10 protein-coding genes are annotated in these 16,518 nt (G+C 34.7%); 4 read left to right on the top strand and 6 right to left on the bottom strand.

What is annotated here, in order from left to right; genetic code table 11:
- Positions 1-109: 109 nt before the first annotated feature.
- The 5 genes from JI750_RS09225 to JI750_RS09245 form a co-directional block, all read right to left on the bottom strand.
- A complete protein-coding gene (locus JI750_RS09225) occupies positions 110-3,112 on the bottom strand; it encodes a glycoside hydrolase domain-containing protein (protein ID WP_236673006.1) in 3,003 nt (1,000 codons plus the stop codon).
- Between the two features lie 37 nt (positions 3,113-3,149).
- The gene (locus JI750_RS09230; protein WP_202000635.1) at positions 3,150-4,151 is read right to left on the bottom strand and encodes a c-type cytochrome; all 1,002 of its coding nucleotides are present in this window, start codon (positions 4,149-4,151) and stop codon (positions 3,150-3,152) included.
- A gap of 13 nt (positions 4,152-4,164) precedes the next feature.
- On the bottom strand, positions 4,165-5,571 hold the full coding sequence (locus JI750_RS09235; RefSeq protein ID WP_202000637.1) for an aryl-sulfate sulfotransferase: 1,407 nt from the start codon (positions 5,569-5,571) through the stop codon (positions 4,165-4,167).
- A gap of 97 nt (positions 5,572-5,668) precedes the next feature.
- Positions 5,669-7,180, bottom strand: a complete 1,512-nt coding sequence (locus tag JI750_RS09240; RefSeq protein ID WP_202000640.1) for a RagB/SusD family nutrient uptake outer membrane protein — start codon at positions 7,178-7,180, stop codon at positions 5,669-5,671.
- A 36-nt stretch (positions 7,181-7,216) separates the two neighbouring features.
- Positions 7,217-10,315, bottom strand: a complete 3,099-nt coding sequence (locus JI750_RS09245) for a SusC/RagA family TonB-linked outer membrane protein (RefSeq protein ID WP_202000643.1) — start codon at positions 10,313-10,315, stop codon at positions 7,217-7,219.
- Between the two features lie 679 nt (positions 10,316-10,994).
- Between JI750_RS09245 and JI750_RS09250 the strand changes: the two genes are divergently transcribed.
- Entirely contained in the window at positions 10,995-11,633 is a 639-nt protein-coding gene (locus tag JI750_RS09250; protein ID WP_202000645.1) for a sugar-binding protein, read from the top strand.
- Positions 11,634-11,720: 87 nt separating this feature from the next.
- On the opposite strand, the gene JI750_RS09255 is transcribed toward JI750_RS09250, so the two are convergent.
- Entirely contained in the window at positions 11,721-12,761 is a 1,041-nt protein-coding gene (locus JI750_RS09255) for a LacI family DNA-binding transcriptional regulator (RefSeq protein ID WP_202000646.1), read from the bottom strand.
- A 232-nt stretch (positions 12,762-12,993) separates the two neighbouring features.
- Here JI750_RS09255 and JI750_RS22190 point away from each other — a divergent pair, with 232 nt between their 5' ends.
- The 3 genes from JI750_RS22190 (at position 12,994) to JI750_RS09270 (ending at position 16,517) form a co-directional block, all read left to right on the top strand.
- Positions 12,994-14,085, top strand: coding sequence for a mevalonate kinase family protein (locus tag JI750_RS22190; protein ID WP_202000648.1), 1,092 nt, complete (start codon positions 12,994-12,996; stop codon positions 14,083-14,085).
- 5 nt (positions 14,086-14,090) lie between these two features.
- Positions 14,091-14,972: a sugar phosphate nucleotidyltransferase gene (locus JI750_RS09265; protein WP_202000650.1), complete on the top strand. Its 882-nt coding sequence runs from the start codon at positions 14,091-14,093 to the stop codon at positions 14,970-14,972.
- 165 nt (positions 14,973-15,137) lie between these two features.
- A complete protein-coding gene (locus tag JI750_RS09270; protein ID WP_202000652.1) occupies positions 15,138-16,517 on the top strand; it encodes a sugar MFS transporter in 1,380 nt (459 codons plus the stop codon).
- Position 16,518 lies beyond the last annotated feature (1 nt).

Below are 16,518 nucleotides of genomic sequence, written 5' to 3' on the forward strand. Positions count from 1 at the left end.
TCACACTCGTAAATCGATAAAGATTGACGATTTTCTGTGTGGAATTTCTTGTGTGATTTCTCCTTCGTCGAAATGACAAGCAAGACGAGGTAATTGATGTTGCGTTTAATTACTTAACAATCAATAACCATCCTTTTCCTTTAGGAACAGTTATTTCGTCTTTTGCTGTGAACGTTTTTGCTGGCTGGAAATTGGTAACTTCTGGAGCAGTAATCGTTGCTTTTGCAGGATTGATTCCTAGTTTTTTCCAATCAATATTTAGTTTCACATTTACATCAGCATCTGCCCAACTTGCGATTGAAATTAAAGCTGTTCCATTCTTTTTATAAACCGTTGCTAGAACTTTGTCGCTGTTTGTTTTTACAGGACAGTTTTCGCTCCAATATCCGATCATTTCAGAACCTTTAATTCCGAAAGAATCCCAAACTTTCCAGATGTTTCTTGGGTCTGCACCGTCGCTCCAAGGCAATCTGTTTGTCATTCCGTAAACCATTCCTCTCCATGGATTTCCACCATCTTGAAGCATTTCTCCCATTAATCCAAACGGAATTCCGCTTACCTCAGTCAAGAAAAAGTCAGGCTGATTTTTTTCGTAATCGAAATATTCTCCAAACCATAATTTATTGATGTACGGAAAGTGCTCCATATATAAATTGGCACTGTTATTAAATCCGTCGCTTTTGTTGTATTGATTCGCGCTATGCAAATCGATAATTCCCGGATGTCCGTCTTTCGTCAAAACTCTTTTAATACGTTTCATTGTGATTCTGTCAAAAGCAACGTCGTCTAGATAAATTCCGTCAATACCAACATTTTGAGTTAGCCAATTCATTCCTTCTACATAGTAATTATGCCAACGGTTCATACCGCTATTTACAATCGCAGCATCTTTAATTTCAGGAACAAACCAAGCTGCGATATAATCGTCTCCAACATGTTCTTGCAACCAAGAGAATCCGCCACCTTTTCCTGGAGAATAGATTTCGTGACCTAAACTTCTAAGAGCGAAAGTCTCATAAGCTTTATTAGAAACCTCTCTAACCGTGTTGTAGATTTTTACTTTTAATCCTTTTTCGTGTGCTTCATCGATATACGTTTTCATCTTTTTGAATTCGATAAAAGGATAATTGATATAAGGATTGATTGCATTTGCGTGGTGAATATTAATTACCGTTGCGCCAGTTTTAGCAATAGAATCGATCGGGCTGTATTTGTGGTAAAACTTTGTATCCCATTGAAAATCTGTATTTATGGTATGGAAAGGTGTAATCAATAAGTTGAAGTTGTAATACAAAACATCACCTTTTTTCATTGTTCTAGCACCGCTGTACGCATTTACTAGAACCGATTTTTGGTTTGGCGTAATGGTAATACCGCCCTTATTTTCGTTACCCCATGAAGTAGGAAGCAATAAAGGTTTTTGTAAATAGAAATTAGTATTTAAAGGGCGGCTATATTTTTCGTCTCTCAAAGAAAACTGCAATCCAGAATTTACAGCACCAATCCAAGCGCCGTCTTGATTTTTATGCGCAACATCCCATTTCCAGTCAAAAGTTGCAGGGCGATCTCCACCTTTTTGACCTAATCCCATCATGTATTTTGCAGATGTTGGCTGCATTGGCATTTGGAAATTAATGTCATTAAAAACAACATCTTCAAGAGCTGTAACTTTCACGATATAATGTACGAAACCGTCAAATTCAACAGAAGCGTTAACATCCATTTGAACCGATTTTGAAGTAGAAGTGCTTTGCCAAGAAACCGTTCCAGCTTCTTTTTTAGTGAATTTTACACCATTGTTTTTCCATTGCACTTCTTTTCCTGATGCATCAACAAAATGAAAATCAATTGGTGAGCTTAAAACATCATTTGCTTTTGCTGTTACAGAAGTCATTTCTGGAGTAAAGAAAGTCTGAATTTGCGCAGGGAATCCGTTTGGCGCTACAATCAGTTTTCTTCCTAATAAAGCAATTTCAGAATTGTTTACAGTTAATGGAGTATAAGGAGCAATAACTGTATTTTCTTGAGCTAAAGTTGAGTTTAACCATTTTAGGCGAGTCATTTTTTCTGGACTATCGATGCCTCCGTTTTTCGTTACTTGGTTAGAAACCGTAATTTGAAGATTGATTTCTTTTGATTTTCCGTCAGCAGTTACAGTTGCTTTTCCGTTATAAGTTCCAGCAGCAGCTGTTTGCGGAACATCGATACCGCACCACATTGCCTGAATTTTTCCTTTTGAAACAGAAACAGTATTGGTGAAAGGATTACCGTCATATTTCGTTCCGTCAGTGTTGATACAGCTGATATCTTTCGCTTCGATTGTTGCACCAGTTGTACTTACTAAATTGGTAAAAGTAACTTTTATGTTTTTTAAATCTTCAAGAGCATAAACTCCCAATTGAAAAGCTAAATATTCGCCTTTCATTGCCGTATCAGAAAAACTGTTTTGAACGCCTTTCTGAATCCATCTTTGTGGCAAATCTGATTTTAATTTGATCGAATGTTCTCTGTCTTCCGGAAAAACTAAGAAAGAATTTCCGCTGTTTTTTGCCACAAGAGCCGAAGTTTCAGCAGCTGTTGCAATTACTTCCATTGGGTAAAAACTATTGAAAGCATTCACGCTCTGAATTTCTGTTACAGCAGCATTGTCTTTTAAGTTTGCTTTTACATTAGAAAGCCATTTTGCATCGGCCTTGTCTTCAGGTTTCTGATAAATTCCTTTTGGGTAATTTGCAGTTCCTTCGTCTACATAAGGCATATAATAAACGTAGTATGTTCCTTTTCCAGAAATAGGTTCAAAGAAAATAGTTCCGTTTTCTCTATTGATGTTTTCGGTTTTTATATTCTGAATATCTTTTCCAGACGCATCCTGAACAATAATTTTTTTAAGTTCTGGATTTGTGTCTCTTCTTCGCCATTGGATCGTTGTTTTAGCAACATTTCCCGAGCCAGAAAAAGCAACTACAGCACGGTGATTCCCAAGTTTGTTTGGATTCCAGCTGTCATTTCCGTCTGAATATTTGATTTGTGCACTTAGAGGAATACTGATCGTGATAAAACACATTATCAATATTCTGCTTAAAAGCGTTGTGTTGTTTAGGTTTAGTTTCATTGTATTGTATAATCAGGTTAAATAGTATATTTTGAGTTTAGTAAACGGCTTTCCATCCTTGTTTTTTCCAGTAAGCAATAATAGGTTTATAAGGGCCATATTTATGCTGTTCTTCAGTAAAATTATCATTAAATGGACTGTGTGCATAATCAATCGGTTTGCCCATTTTGTCTGGATAATCCAATGTTTTTGGGTTTGGTCTTGAATGTTGGGAATCGTCATTTACATAAGCTGCAATATCAAGTGCTTGTTTGTCTGTAAGATACGGTTTTCCAAGCAGTACTTTATCATAAGGCATGTTGCTTTTTAACCATTGTGCCTGTTTGATTACGCGGTGCATGCTTGAGCCAGGCTGATAACCGTATTGTCCCCAAAGTGGAGGATAAGTATAACCCGATTTGTCGGCATTGTAAACTCCCTCGCCATTGTTTCCGTGGCATCTTGCGCAGTTTTCAGCAAATAAAACTTTTCCTCTTTCTGGGCTTGCGGCAACATCTGGAAATTCGATTTCTAAATTTTTAGCTCCTTTAAAATTACCATCTTTTGGAACAAATTTGCTAATCCATTTAAAGTAAGATAAAAATGCTACCATCTCTTTACTATCCAACGGAAGCGGTTTTCCAGAATGCGGACGCATAATGCAGTTATTAACTCTTTCTGCTAAAGTAAGCACTTTGTTTTCGCGTCCGCGATATTGTGGATAATTATCGTGTGAAGACATTAAATTGAATGCATGAGGTTTTGTACCAGCATCTTGATGACAGTTGGTGCAGTTCATTTTGTTGCCTAAATATTGCCCGTTTTTTCCGTTTGGACCAATATAATAAGCCGTTTTCATCATTAATTCTCTTCCATAACGAACCGATTTTCCAAATTGATCATCAGGAATCTGAGAAGTATCAATTGTGATGTAGCCTTCATCTTCTTCTCCTTGTTCGATTGTTTTTGAAGCCAAAGTTTGAGAATTTGATTTAGTGCAGGAATTGAAAACAGCGATTGACAATGCTGAAAAAAGTCCGATAAGAATTGTTTTTTTCATGGGTACTATTTTTTTAATTTAGAAGAAAAGGTTTTAGTTTTTCTTCAGGAATAAAGATGGTTCTGTATGGCGGAATTTCAGATTCTAAAGCCCATAACAAAACACCTTTTTTATTGGTTAAAACGGTAATATGTCTTTTTGAACAACAAACTAAAAAGAGGTCTTTATTAATCATGTAAGCGCTTCCCATTCTGTCGTTGTATATATCTTTCGGTAATTTTATATGGAAATCCAGTCTTACTGAATTGCTTTTTTCATCTACTTTTAAGGCAAAAACAGAAGATTGTTTGATGTCGACTCCATTATCAAAAAACAATAAACTGCCTTCTTGATCGATATGTGCGGCATGCGCTTGAGAGAAATTTGCATCTGGAGCCATTTTCATTGTTCCGTTTTTTCCTAATTTCCAGATTACTTTTCCTGTTTTAGAATTGATTTTCCAAATTTGGCCGTTATTATAGAAAGAAATTAAAAAATTTCCATCTGTATCATAACTCAAACTGTTGGCATGTGTCCAGTCTTTTTTGTTTTTTAGTAAATCCTTATCTTTAAACGGATCTAAATCATCAAAAACGCTCCATTTCCAGAGTTGTTTTCCTTTTTTATTTAAGATTATAATTCCGTCACCGTTGATTGTATCTTGTTTTTTTCCTCCAATAGAAGTTAAATCGATTATTTTTTGTTCAACCGTTAAAGCGATAATTTCGTTAGCTGATTTTTTTATGATTTCGTGGTGAAGAACCTGTTTCAAATTGCCTTGTCCTTTTTTGATGTGCGTTAAAGTATCGCCTTGAAGGTTAATTTCTAAAATCTCACTTCCATAACTTGTTGGCTCATCATTTGTTCCTAAAATTGAAAGAATCGTTTGATCTTTTGTAAAATGAGTAACTTTAAATCCAGTTCCTTCAAGCGTATGATACCATCTTAGATTTCCTTTGTAATCTACAATGTAAGCAGTTCCTGGAGTTTCTCTTTTCGCTAAAAGCATAAAGCCTTTTTTGAAATTCTCTGGCAATAATTCTGGTTTAGGGCAATTGGCTTTGAATTGCTTTTGGAGCCATTCTGGAAGCTTTCTAGATTTGAAAGTATAAATTTTACTGGTCTGCTTATTGCCGTTTTGAACCGTAATTAATTGAAAGCTATAATTGGTTTCTGGAATTATGTTACAAAGTACTAATGAATGTTTTAGACCAGAATTTGAAATAGGAGAGGTTATTTTACTTTGATTTCCTTTTTTGTCTGACCAATATTCTGCATATACCTGAGCTTGATCATTCGTAGTAACATCGATCTGAATTTTCAATTCGTTGTTGCCATGAGTGCCAATATTGATATTGGAGATAATTTGGTTTTTAGAACAACTTGCTAAAGTAAGCAGTGCTAAAATAAAACTTCCTTTTAGTATTAATTTTTTGATCATCTGAAAAGCTTCTTTTGTGAAACAGAAAAGTACTTTTATTGCTATAAAAAATCAAGAATAGACAGACATTTAACTGTCTATTCTTGATTGGGTATTCTTATTGTCTATCGGCGTTGCTTAGTTTTGGATTAAGGTCAACCTGACTTTGTGGGTATGTATAATATTTGTTTTGTGGCATTTTGATTAAAGCTGCCTCGCCAACTCTAAGGTGGTATGCATTTACTAAAACATCATATTTATTCATTCTGATTAAATCTGCACGACGTTTTCCTTCATAGAAAAGTTCCCAACCTCTTTCTTGTAAAATAGCATCTCTTAAACTTGTTTGTGTATGATCTGATAAAACTAGAAGTTTTGCATGTGATCTTCCTTTTACTTGGTTGATAAGATCGATAGCTTCTTGAGTTGGTCCACTAATTTCGTTTAAGGCTTCAGCTCTACTTAACAAAACATCAGCATAGCGAAGGATATTCACACTATGTCCGTCATAATAAGTGGTCGTTTCATCATCAGCATATTTTTTTGTAGAAACGTCTTGCATATAAAGCTCTCCTTCTGGTGGTTCAGCACCTAAATATGGAGCTTGTTTGTGCAATAATCCATCTGTTCCCATAAATTCTGGGAAAAAGCATTGTTTTCTCTCATCTTCATCACCAAAAGTGTTGTAGAAATCCCAGTTTACAGTATAATACTGCCATCTGTTTTGAACAACAGGGTGATCAACAGGTCCGAAGTGGTTTAATAATTCGGTTCCGTTTGTGTTGGCGTCACTCAAAGAAGAGAAGATGTTTTCACTGCACCATTTGTTACTTTCTTTAAACAAACCTAAGTAAGAAGGATAAAGATGATATTCGTTTAAATCCATTACTTTTTGTGTATAGGTAACTACTTTTTGCCAATCATGGCTTCTCAAATATAGTTTTGCCAATAGTGTAAGCGCAGCTCCTTTTGTAGCGCGTCCTACATCATTTGTGCCATAAATTTCATTGTTTTGATAATTTACAGGAAGAACATCAGCAGCTTCAGTTAATTCTTTAATCATGAAAGCATCGATTTCTTCAACAGATGAAGGGGGAGTCTGATCTAAATACCCAGGGTTTCCTAGGTTTGCTTCTGTAATTAGAATTACTGGTCCCCAAGAATCTGTCAAATCCATGTAAGCAGAACATCTTAAGAATTTAGCTTCTGCAATAAATTGTGCTTTTTCAGCAGCTGTAATGCCGCTCATTGGCGTAATGTTGAAAATCGCATTATTAGCATTAGCAATCAATTTATACATCGCGTTCCAATCTTCTCTTAGAAGACCGTTTGCTGAGTTCCAAGTTCCTAATGATAATTGCCCTGGATCTCCTCCAAATTGGCAGTGTCCTAAATCTGTAGCAATATCAGTGAGAGCAAAGTGTCTTGTAGCCCAGTATGAGAAGTTATCGCCTACAGAAGGCCCTTTTAGTCTTCCGTAAATGGAATTGATAGCAGCAATCGCATCCGATTTTGTCTGATACCCATTGGTATTAGTCAAACTGCTATATACCGTAGGATCCAAGTCTTGGTTACACGAAAATTGTGTCCCTGCGGCAAGTAAAAGTAATAAGATTGTATATTTTTTCATTTTAATCAATTTAATGTTACTATAAAGCATTTTAGACTAGTGAATTGCTACTTTAATTCCAAGTATAAAAGTTCTAGAAGCTGGGAAAGAGTTGAAGTCGATTCCGCCACCAATATTTTGTGCAGTAGCACTAGTTGTATGGCCATTTACCTCTGGGTCATTTCCAGAATAGTTTGTAATTGTCAATAAATTTTGCCCGATAGCATATAATCTGATGCTGTCAATAAATTTTACTGTTTTTAATGCACTTTCAGGAATAGTATATCCAATCGAAACATTTTTTAAACGTAAATAAGAAGCTTCTTCAACGAATTTAGAGTTCACATAACTTCCGTAAGTGCTTTTGTAATAACCATCTCTAGGAATATCTGTGTTTTCGTTTTTTCCAGCAACCCAACGGTTTAGTGCATCTGTACTTGTAGAAGATTCACCAACCATTTTAGTCATATTGTAAACTGAATAATCAAAAGCTCCTTGGAAAAAGATATTCATGTCAAAGTTTCTATATCTAAAATCATTATTAAAACCTGCAACATAATGTGGAATAGAATTTCCTAAGTACGTTCTATCTTTTGCTGTAATTTTACCATCACCATCAACGTCTACATATTTTGGATCTCCGGCAACAGATAATGGCTGAGGAGCATAAGTTTCTCCCGTTTTGATAACTCCTGCATATTTATAACCGTACAAAACTCCCATTTCTTTACCTGGCTCCAATCTTGTAAATTCTTGGCCAGAAACTGTTCCGCTTGGATTGGAAGTGTTTGCACTGATGATTTTTACATTATCTGCTAGAGCCACTACTTCTTGTTTGTTATAAGCCAAATTTAATGAAGTGGTCCAAGTAAATTTATCACTTCTAAAGTTTGTAGTGCTTATTCCAAGTTCAACACCTTGGTTATCAATAACTCCTGCATTAACTCTTTGAGTACCAAATCCCCACCACCCTCCAACAGGGACATTTAAAAGAGCATCTGTAGTTCTTTTTTTGTAATAGTCGAATGTAATTGAAAGTTTATCATTAAATAATCCTAAATCTAAACCAATATCAGTTTGAGCAGTTTGTTCCCATTTTAGATTTGGGTTAGCTAAGTTGGCTGGTTCCGTTCCTGCAACAAATTCATCTGGAGCAATAGTAACCCCCCAAGAAGATAAACGGCTCATGTAAGAATAGTCTCCAATACCGTCACTACCTGTAATACCATAACTCGCTCTCAATTTAAGTTCCGAAATTGCTTTTGCGTTTTGCATAAAAGATTCGTTAGATATTTTCCAAGCTACTGCTCCGGAAGGGAAAATACCAAATCTGTTATTTGGCCCAAAACGAGAAGAACCGTCTTTTCTAATCGTAAAAGTTGCTAAGTATTTATCGTTGAATGCATAGTTTAACCTTCCAAAATAAGAAGTTAATTTTGTTTCTGTTTTTTCTGTTTCAGGTTTTAAATAAACTGAAGCTCCTTGCAGATTGTAATAAGTCAATAAGTCGCTAGAAAACCCTGTACCAGCTGCTTTTACTCTTTCAAATGTGTCTTTCTGATTAGAAGTACCAATCATTGCTGTTATGGCATGTACTTCTTTGATGTCAAATTTATAAGTCAAATATTGCTCTGTACTCCATCTAAAGTAAGTTATGTTTTCCTCAGAACCAGAACCTTTTAACGCTGCTCCAGCAACTAAAGTACTTGGAGTATATTTTCCTTGAATGTTTTCCTGCCATTCTGCACCAGCACCAAAATGATACGTTAAGCCTTTAATGATCTGATAATCCAAAAACATGTTTCCGTTTACCAATCTATTGATCGTGTGATCGGTAGGCTCAAGTAAAAGTGCTAAGGCATTATCTTTTCCTTGAAATTTATAATAAGAGCCGTCAGCATTGTAAATAGGAATAGTCGGAGGAGCAGTCTGAATAGAGAACATTGGAGATAAAATATTATCGCCAAAATCACTATTATTTCCTTCAGCAACAGCACCATAAGCATTCATCCCCATGTTTAACTTATCGTTGAATTTCTTTTCTGCACCCATTCTCACAGTATATCTTTCAAAATCAGTATTTACGATAGCTCCAGTTTGTTTTAAATAGTTTCCAGAAAGAAAGAATTTTGAAGTTTGGTCGCTTCCGCTAAAAGTAAGCGTTCTGTTAAGTACTTCACCAGGGCGAGTTGCAGCATCAAACCAGTTAGTATTAGCAACAGGAAAGCTTGAAGGGAAAAGTGGAGGTCGTCCGTTTTCAGCATTAAGAGCATTTTGATAATCTGCATATTGCTGTCCAGTCATTAAAGAAGGCTCTTTTATGATATTTTGAAAACCATCAGAAATCTCAGCTTCCACATTCATTTTTCCAGCCTTTCCTTTTTTAGTAGTAATCAAAATTACCCCATTTCCTCCACGAGCACCATAAATTGCTGTAGAAGCAGCATCTTTAAGAATTTGAATGTTTTCAATGTCGTTTGGACTAATAGAAGCTCCAGTACTAGTAATGAATCCGTCAACAACATATAACGGAGCATTAGAAGTATTGATTGAGTTTCCTCCTCTAATTACAACCTGAGGATTTGTTCCTGGCGCGTAACTGTTTTGTTGCACTTGTACTCCAGAAGCACGTCCTTGAAGTGCCTGTCCTACATTTGTTACGGTTCCGCCTAAGTTTAAATTGTCTTTGCTAAGAGAACTCACAGAACCTGTAAGGTCTTTTTTCTTAGATTTTCCGTATCCAATAACAACCTCTTCTAGTTTTTGTCCTGCTTCTTTCATGACAATTTTTAGAGGAGCACTTCCAATACTTACTTCTTGATCTTCCATACCAATGTAAGTGATCACAAGTTTTGTAGCGTTATCCGGAACAGTAATAACAAAAGTTCCGTCAACATCAGTCTGCACACCTTTGGTAGAGCCTTTTAACACAACATTCGCTCCTGGAAGAGGCAAACCGTTTTGATCTGTTACTTTACCTTTTACTGTTTTTTCAAAATACAACGCTGTTTTGTTTTTGTCTGAAGTATTTATAGAAGAAGCTGCAGAAGCTTGAAATGTAAAAACTAATAACGAGAGAACCGTTATTCCGATTTCTTTGCGGGATAAATTGTTAATCCGAAAATCTCTTGGCTTTTTTTGGGTTAATAATTTCATACTGTTAAATTGGTTTTGGTTAATGTTTAATTGTTTTTTTTCTTGTTTGTAGGTTTTAGACTTCTTTTTAGATCGTGGAATTCATTTTGATTTTTAATTGTGTGTTGGTCAAGTTATTTTCTATACAATTTAGAAGCTTCTTTTTTGTCCTTAACACTGCTTGTTTAGCTCAGTTTTCTGCTTTTTTTAAGCTTAAAAAGCGCCTTATATTTTGCATAATTAACTTAGTTTTAAGATTAATCTCTGACGAAACTAGAGATTATATTTTTATAAAACAAGAAAAAACACAAAAAATGTGCTCGAACACACAAAATTTATGTTCTCGAGCACATAAAATTGTATGAAACGTTTTTTTAGACTTAAAAAGATGTGATATTTTTAAAATATTTTAGAAATAGTGAAGTTCTTGAAACGGCCTATTTTTTGAATAATAAAGGTAGATTTTGTAAAAACTTGTGAATTTCGCAATCACTATAAGAAAAACGTAAAAATTAAACAGTCTTTTCTTATGCTATAAAGCACGAAGTTTTAGATTTTAATTATGAATTTGATTTGTTTTTCAATCCAATTTTTGAGCTATATTGGTCGTGGGGAAAAAAGTCAAAATCAGGAAATGGATTAATGGTCATTTTGACCTTTTTTATAAATGAAAAATTAACAAATTTTAAGAAGAAGAATTTTGAAAGAATATCGCGTACAAATAATAGATAAAAACCAAAAGAACACAATTGAGATTTTGGATCCTCTTTTTTGGAAAAAAGCAGATTGTTTAACCGATTTTTCATCTCCGTGGAATAACGATCCGATTTTAAGAATTGAATTTCGTGCACTATGGGATCAAGAAAATTTCTATTTCAATTTTAGGGTTTTTGATATAGACGTTTATATTGATCAAAAAGATAATAGTGTAGATAGTATTTGTAATTCAGATAGAGTGGAACTGTTTTTTAGGAGTAATGATCAGCTTAATCCGTATTACTGTCTTGAAATTGATCCTTCAACTAGATTGTTGGATTTTGAAGCTCGCCCTAACAAAATTTTTGATTACGATTGGAAATGGCCTGAAAACCACATACAGTTAAAGTCTTCAACAGATGAGAGTTCTTTTATAGTTGCGGGATCAATTAGTATTGCATCTTTAAAGAAATTGGACTTGATTCATGGCAATATAATCGAAGCAGGTGTTTATAGAGCTAAATTTTCTCAACAAGAAAATGGAAACTATGAGCCAACTTGGATTACGTGGATAGATCCGAATACTGCAGAGCCGAATTTTCATATAGCCTCTTCTTTTGGGAAGTTTGTTTTGGTGGAATAGTTTGCTGTGAAGGCGTTAAAATTCAAAGTTTTTTTCACTTCTAAATTATAACTTTAAAAAACTTAGCGTCTTGGTGGCAAAAAAAAGCTAGCTGATATAAAAAGAAGCGTTTTCTACATTGATAATATCAATAGGAAGCAAAATAGTTTCGGGAATATCTTTTCTAAATATAAAATGATCAGCCAAAGTGCTTACGCCTAAATAAGCCTGCCTTTTTTGATTTTGATGAATTAAAAAGTGAACCAGTCCTTGGTTTAAAAAACTAACGTTTTTGTCAATTAAATCATAGCCGATCAAAGCAATCTTTTTCTCTGTTACATTTGAAAGTGTAGAGGCAATTTGGTAAGCTTTCGAAGTGGTGATGAAAATACCGCTTAAATCTGGATTTTCGTTTATGAAAGCTGGCAATTTAGTTTCAATGTTGGAATATTTCAGTTTTAAAGTGGTTAAAGAGAAATTAGAAAGATTTTTTTCTTCAAAATAACTTCTAAAGCCGCGCTCTTTTTCCTGCATGTGGACAGCGTTTTTCAGGCTTTCATCAATATGGATAATGGCGATCTGGCCTTTCGGCAGAATCAAATTCATTAAACTGGCGGCAACACGACCACTTTTGTATAAATCTTGGCCTACAAAACTTTTAATAGAAGACGATTCGACCTGGTTGTTAAAAGTATTAACCATAATTCCCAAATCGTCATATTGTTTTATAATTTCGATGGTTTCTTTATGGAAAAGCGGAGTCAGCAAAACAGCATCTGGAGATTGTGTAATGATAGTTTCGTTTGTTTTTAAAAAAGATTTAGTGCTTTCTGGATTAAAATAATGTATTTCTATAACGACATTATAAGCTTTAAATTCTGTAATCGCGTCCTGAATTCCGCTAACGCAAGGAAGCCAGTACGGGTCAAAAACAGGATCAGGAAGTAAAACACAAATACGGTATATTTTTGTGCTTTTTAAATTTCGAGCAATTAAGTTGGGTTCGTAGTCAATAACGTTTAATACTTCATTGATTTTTTCGAGTGCAGCAGGAGATACTTTTCCTCTATTATGCAGAACGCGGTCTACAGTTCCTTTAGAAACTCCAGCCATTTGTGCTATATCCTTAATTGTGTACTTTTTGTCCATATAGACAAATATAAAAACTTTGATCAAATAAATGTATTTTTTCTGTAAGAATTAAATAAATGTGCTCGAGAACATAAAAAAGGTGTGTTCGAGCACATTTTTTTATTTTTTCTTGTTTTATAAAAATATAATCTCTAGTTTCGTGAAATCAAAACCAAAAAACTAAAATAAATTTATAACTAATTTACGCTGTAATTTGTTGAAATTAAGCGTTTTAATTCAATGTTTTTAAGTGAAAAAAATTACGTCATTAGCTCCCGGCCGAACCTGTCTTTTTGGAGACCATCAAGATTATTTAGGGTTGCCTGTTATAGCCTGTGCGATAGATCGAAATGTTAAATTAATTGCAAAAGAAAATCAGACTGATACATTTGTTCTGAATATGATTGATATTAATGCAATTCGGATTATCGATATACACGAGGCTTTCGAAAAATTAGAACCTAGAGATTATTTTGCATCCTCGTTGCGTGTCTTGCGCAGATATGGCTGTAAACCAACATCTGGTTATACCATTACAATTACTGGAGATATTCCGATTAATTCTGGGACATCGAGTTCGTCAGCTTTATTAATGGCTTGGATTCGTTTCCTGATAGAAGCTTTTGGAATAGATCATGAAGTTACGCCTGAATTTCTTTCTAAATTAGGTTATGAATCTGAAGTTTTAGAGCACGGAGAACCTGGTGGAATGATGGATCATTTTAGTATTGGCGTTGGAAATATTGTTTACATTAATACAAGAAAACCGTTTTCTTTTGATGTAATAGGTACGGAACTGAAAGGTTTAATTACAGGAGTTTCAGGTGTTCCAAAGGAAACTATTGGTCTTCTTGGTGAATTAAAAGGAAATGCATTAATGGCGATCGATCTTGTGAAGCAGAATTATCCTGAGTTTGATTTAAATGCTTCGGAAATTGAGGATGTGGATAAATACAGAAATTGCCTTCCTGATCGTCTAATCCCGTTTTTTGAAGCTGCAGTTAAGAATTATTACTATACCAAAGAAGCTTTAAAAGAATTTGAAAAACCAGTTTTAGATCTTAAAAAAATAGGAGCTTTAATGAATGGTCATCATGAAGTTTTACGCGATTTGTTGAAAATTACTGTTCCGCGAATTGATGCAATGGTTAACGCCGCATTGAAAGCAGGAGCATACGGAGCGAAAATTGTGGGTTCTGGCGGTGGTGGAAGTATTGTTGTAATTGCTGATCCTAAGTATGAAGATGTGGTTATAAAAGCGATTTTACATGCTGGAGCTCAAGAAGCTTATGCGGTAAATGTTGATCCCGGAGTACGAATTATTGATAATATTGAAAATTAAAATAAATGCACGACAATTTAGTGATTTTAGCCGGTGGAGCTTCTTCTCGTATGAAAAAAGAAGCGGTTACGAATAATCTATCTCCAGAAGAAATTGCTCAGGCTAATGAAAGGAGTAAAGGCTTAATAGGTGTTGGCGCAAGTGGAAGACCTCTTTTAGATTATCTTTTATGGAATGCTAAAAAGGCTGGCTATAAAAACATCTATATAATAATAGGAGAGCAAGGAGAATTGTTTAAAGAATTTTACGGAAGTAAAATGAAGGATAACGATTTTCACGGTCTCAATATTTCATTTGCTGTTCAATATATTCCTGAAGGAAGAGTGAAGCCTTTTGGCACTGCAGATGCTCTGTTTCAGGCTGTAGAGCAATATCCTGAATTAAATTCGCAATTTTATTCGGTTTGCAATAGTGATAATTTGTATTCGGCAGAAGCTTTACTTGCTTTAAGAGAAACCGAAAGCCCGAATGCTTTTATTAGTTATGATCGCGATGCAATGGATTTTCCGTTAGAGCGTATTTCGCGTTTTGCCATTGCAAAATTAGATCAAAACAATCAGCTGTTGGATATTTTAGAAAAACCTACAGAAGAAGATTTGGAACAATATAAGGATGCTGAAGGTAAAATTCGTGTCAGTATGAATGCTTTTAAGTTTAATGGCAAGACTTTATATATACATCTTAAAAATTGCCCTGTTCATCCAGAGCGTGATGAAAAGGAGCTTCCAACGGTTCTTTTAAACTCTGTTAAGGAAAATCCGAATACAACGATCGGAATTCCGTTTTCTGAGCACGTTCCAGACTTAACTGCGAAAGAAGATATTGCCGAAGTAAAAACATATTTGGCAAAATATTATCCTGATTTAAATTGGAATAATAAAAATTAACAAAACTTTCATATCTAAATTAGAGAATAAGGAAATTTAATGTAGTACTTTTGTTTTGCAAAAAAAATGCAGATATTTGCATAAATTACGCAATCAATAATGTGAGAGTTGATTCTAATTTAGATTTTGAATTAAATAAATCTATAACTAAATCAACCAAAAATTATGACAAACATTCAAAGTACATTACAAGTAGAGAAAAAGAGTACCATTGTTCCGATGGTAATTTTAACCTTATTGTTTTTTATTCTAGGATTCGTAACCTGGCTTAATGGACCATTAATTCCGTTTTTTGAATTAGCTTGCGAATTAACTTCTTCGCAAGCCTATTTTGTGACTTTCGCATTTTATATTGCCTATTTTGTTATGGCAGTTCCTTCTTCATATATCATTGAAAAAGTGGGGTATAAAAACGGAATTTCATTAGGATTATTGATTATCGCCGCGGGAGCTTTTATGTTTTATCCAGCGGCTTCTAGTCGTACTTTTCTTTTATTTTTATTTGCCTTATTTGTAATGGGGACTGGTTTAGCAGTTTTGCAGACAGCTTCAAATCCGTATGTTGTTGTAATTGGTCCGAGAGAAAGTGCAGCTGCAAGAATCAGTGTTTTAGGAATTGCAAATAAACTGGCTGGATTTGTTGCGCCAATTGTACTTACAGTTTTGGTTTTGTCTAATATGCAAGACTTTACCGCTGCCAAAATTGCCTTGATGAATGAGACTGCAAAAACGACTGCATTAAATTCTCTTGCATTGCAATTACAAACTCCGTATCTTTATATGGGGTTGATTATTACTGTTTTAGCTCTTATGGTAAAATTTTCTCCTCTTCCAGAAATTGATTTGGACGAAGAAGGAAATGTGTCGAATTTAAGTGTCTTCAAACAGATTAAAAATGCTTTTCAGCACCCACAGCTAGTTTTAGGGGTAATTACTTTAATGTTGTATTTATCCGCCGAAGTTTTAGCAGGAGACTCTATTGGAGCTTTCGGAAAACAATTGGGAGTTTACGGTGAAGAAGGGAATTTCTATTTAAAATTAACATCATTTACCATGTCGGCAATGGTTATCGGATACGTTCTTGGAATAGTATTAATTCCTAAATATGTTTCTCAAGTAGCTGCTTTAAAAGTGTCTGGAATACTTGGTTTAGTACTGGTTTTGGCAATTGTCTTAATTTCTCCAAAAATAATGATTGCATTGCCTGGGACTCCAAATATACCGTTAGTGATACTTTTAGTAGCGCTTTTAGGATTAGCAAATGCACTATGCTGGCCGGCAATCTGGCCAATGGCTCTAGAGGATTTAGGAGGATATACAAAAATTGGAAGTGCTATTTTGATTATGGGAATTATCGGTGGAGCAGTTTTTCCACTTTTCTATGGGATGATCACTGAGAGCATCAATTCTGCAAATCTTGCAAAAAATATGCAAGACGTTTCAAAAAGCGGTAATCAATTGGCGTATTTAATGTTGTTGCCTTCTTATGCAATGATTTTGTTTTATGCTGTTAAAGGGCATAAATACAGGAAATGGAATAGTTGAA

Origin of the sequence: Flavobacterium tagetis (assembly GCF_016735615.1) — a bacterium.
In the GTDB taxonomy this organism is placed as follows: Bacteria; Bacteroidota; Bacteroidia; order Flavobacteriales; family Flavobacteriaceae; genus Flavobacterium; species Flavobacterium tagetis.

Bases quoted from the DNA above. Each gene is read 5' to 3' on its own strand.
- JI750_RS09225 (WP_236673006.1), bottom strand. From the start codon at position 3,112: ATGAAACTAAACCTAAACAACACAACGCTTTTAAGCAGAATATTGATA.
- JI750_RS09230 (WP_202000635.1), bottom strand. From the start codon at position 4,151: ATGAAAAAAACAATTCTTATCGGACTTTTTTCAGCATTGTCAATCGCT.
- JI750_RS09235 (WP_202000637.1), bottom strand. From the start codon at position 5,571: ATGATCAAAAAATTAATACTAAAAGGAAGTTTTATTTTAGCACTGCTT.
- JI750_RS09240 (WP_202000640.1), bottom strand. From the start codon at position 7,180: ATGAAAAAATATACAATCTTATTACTTTTACTTGCCGCAGGGACACAA.
- JI750_RS09245 (WP_202000643.1), bottom strand. From the start codon at position 10,315: ATGAAATTATTAACCCAAAAAAAGCCAAGAGATTTTCGGATTAACAAT.
- JI750_RS09255 (WP_202000646.1), bottom strand. From the start codon at position 12,761: ATGGACAAAAAGTACACAATTAAGGATATAGCACAAATGGCTGGAGTT.
- JI750_RS09265 (WP_202000650.1), top strand. From the start codon at position 14,091: ATGCACGACAATTTAGTGATTTTAGCCGGTGGAGCTTCTTCTCGTATG.
- JI750_RS09270 (WP_202000652.1), top strand. From the start codon at position 15,138: ATGACAAACATTCAAAGTACATTACAAGTAGAGAAAAAGAGTACCATT.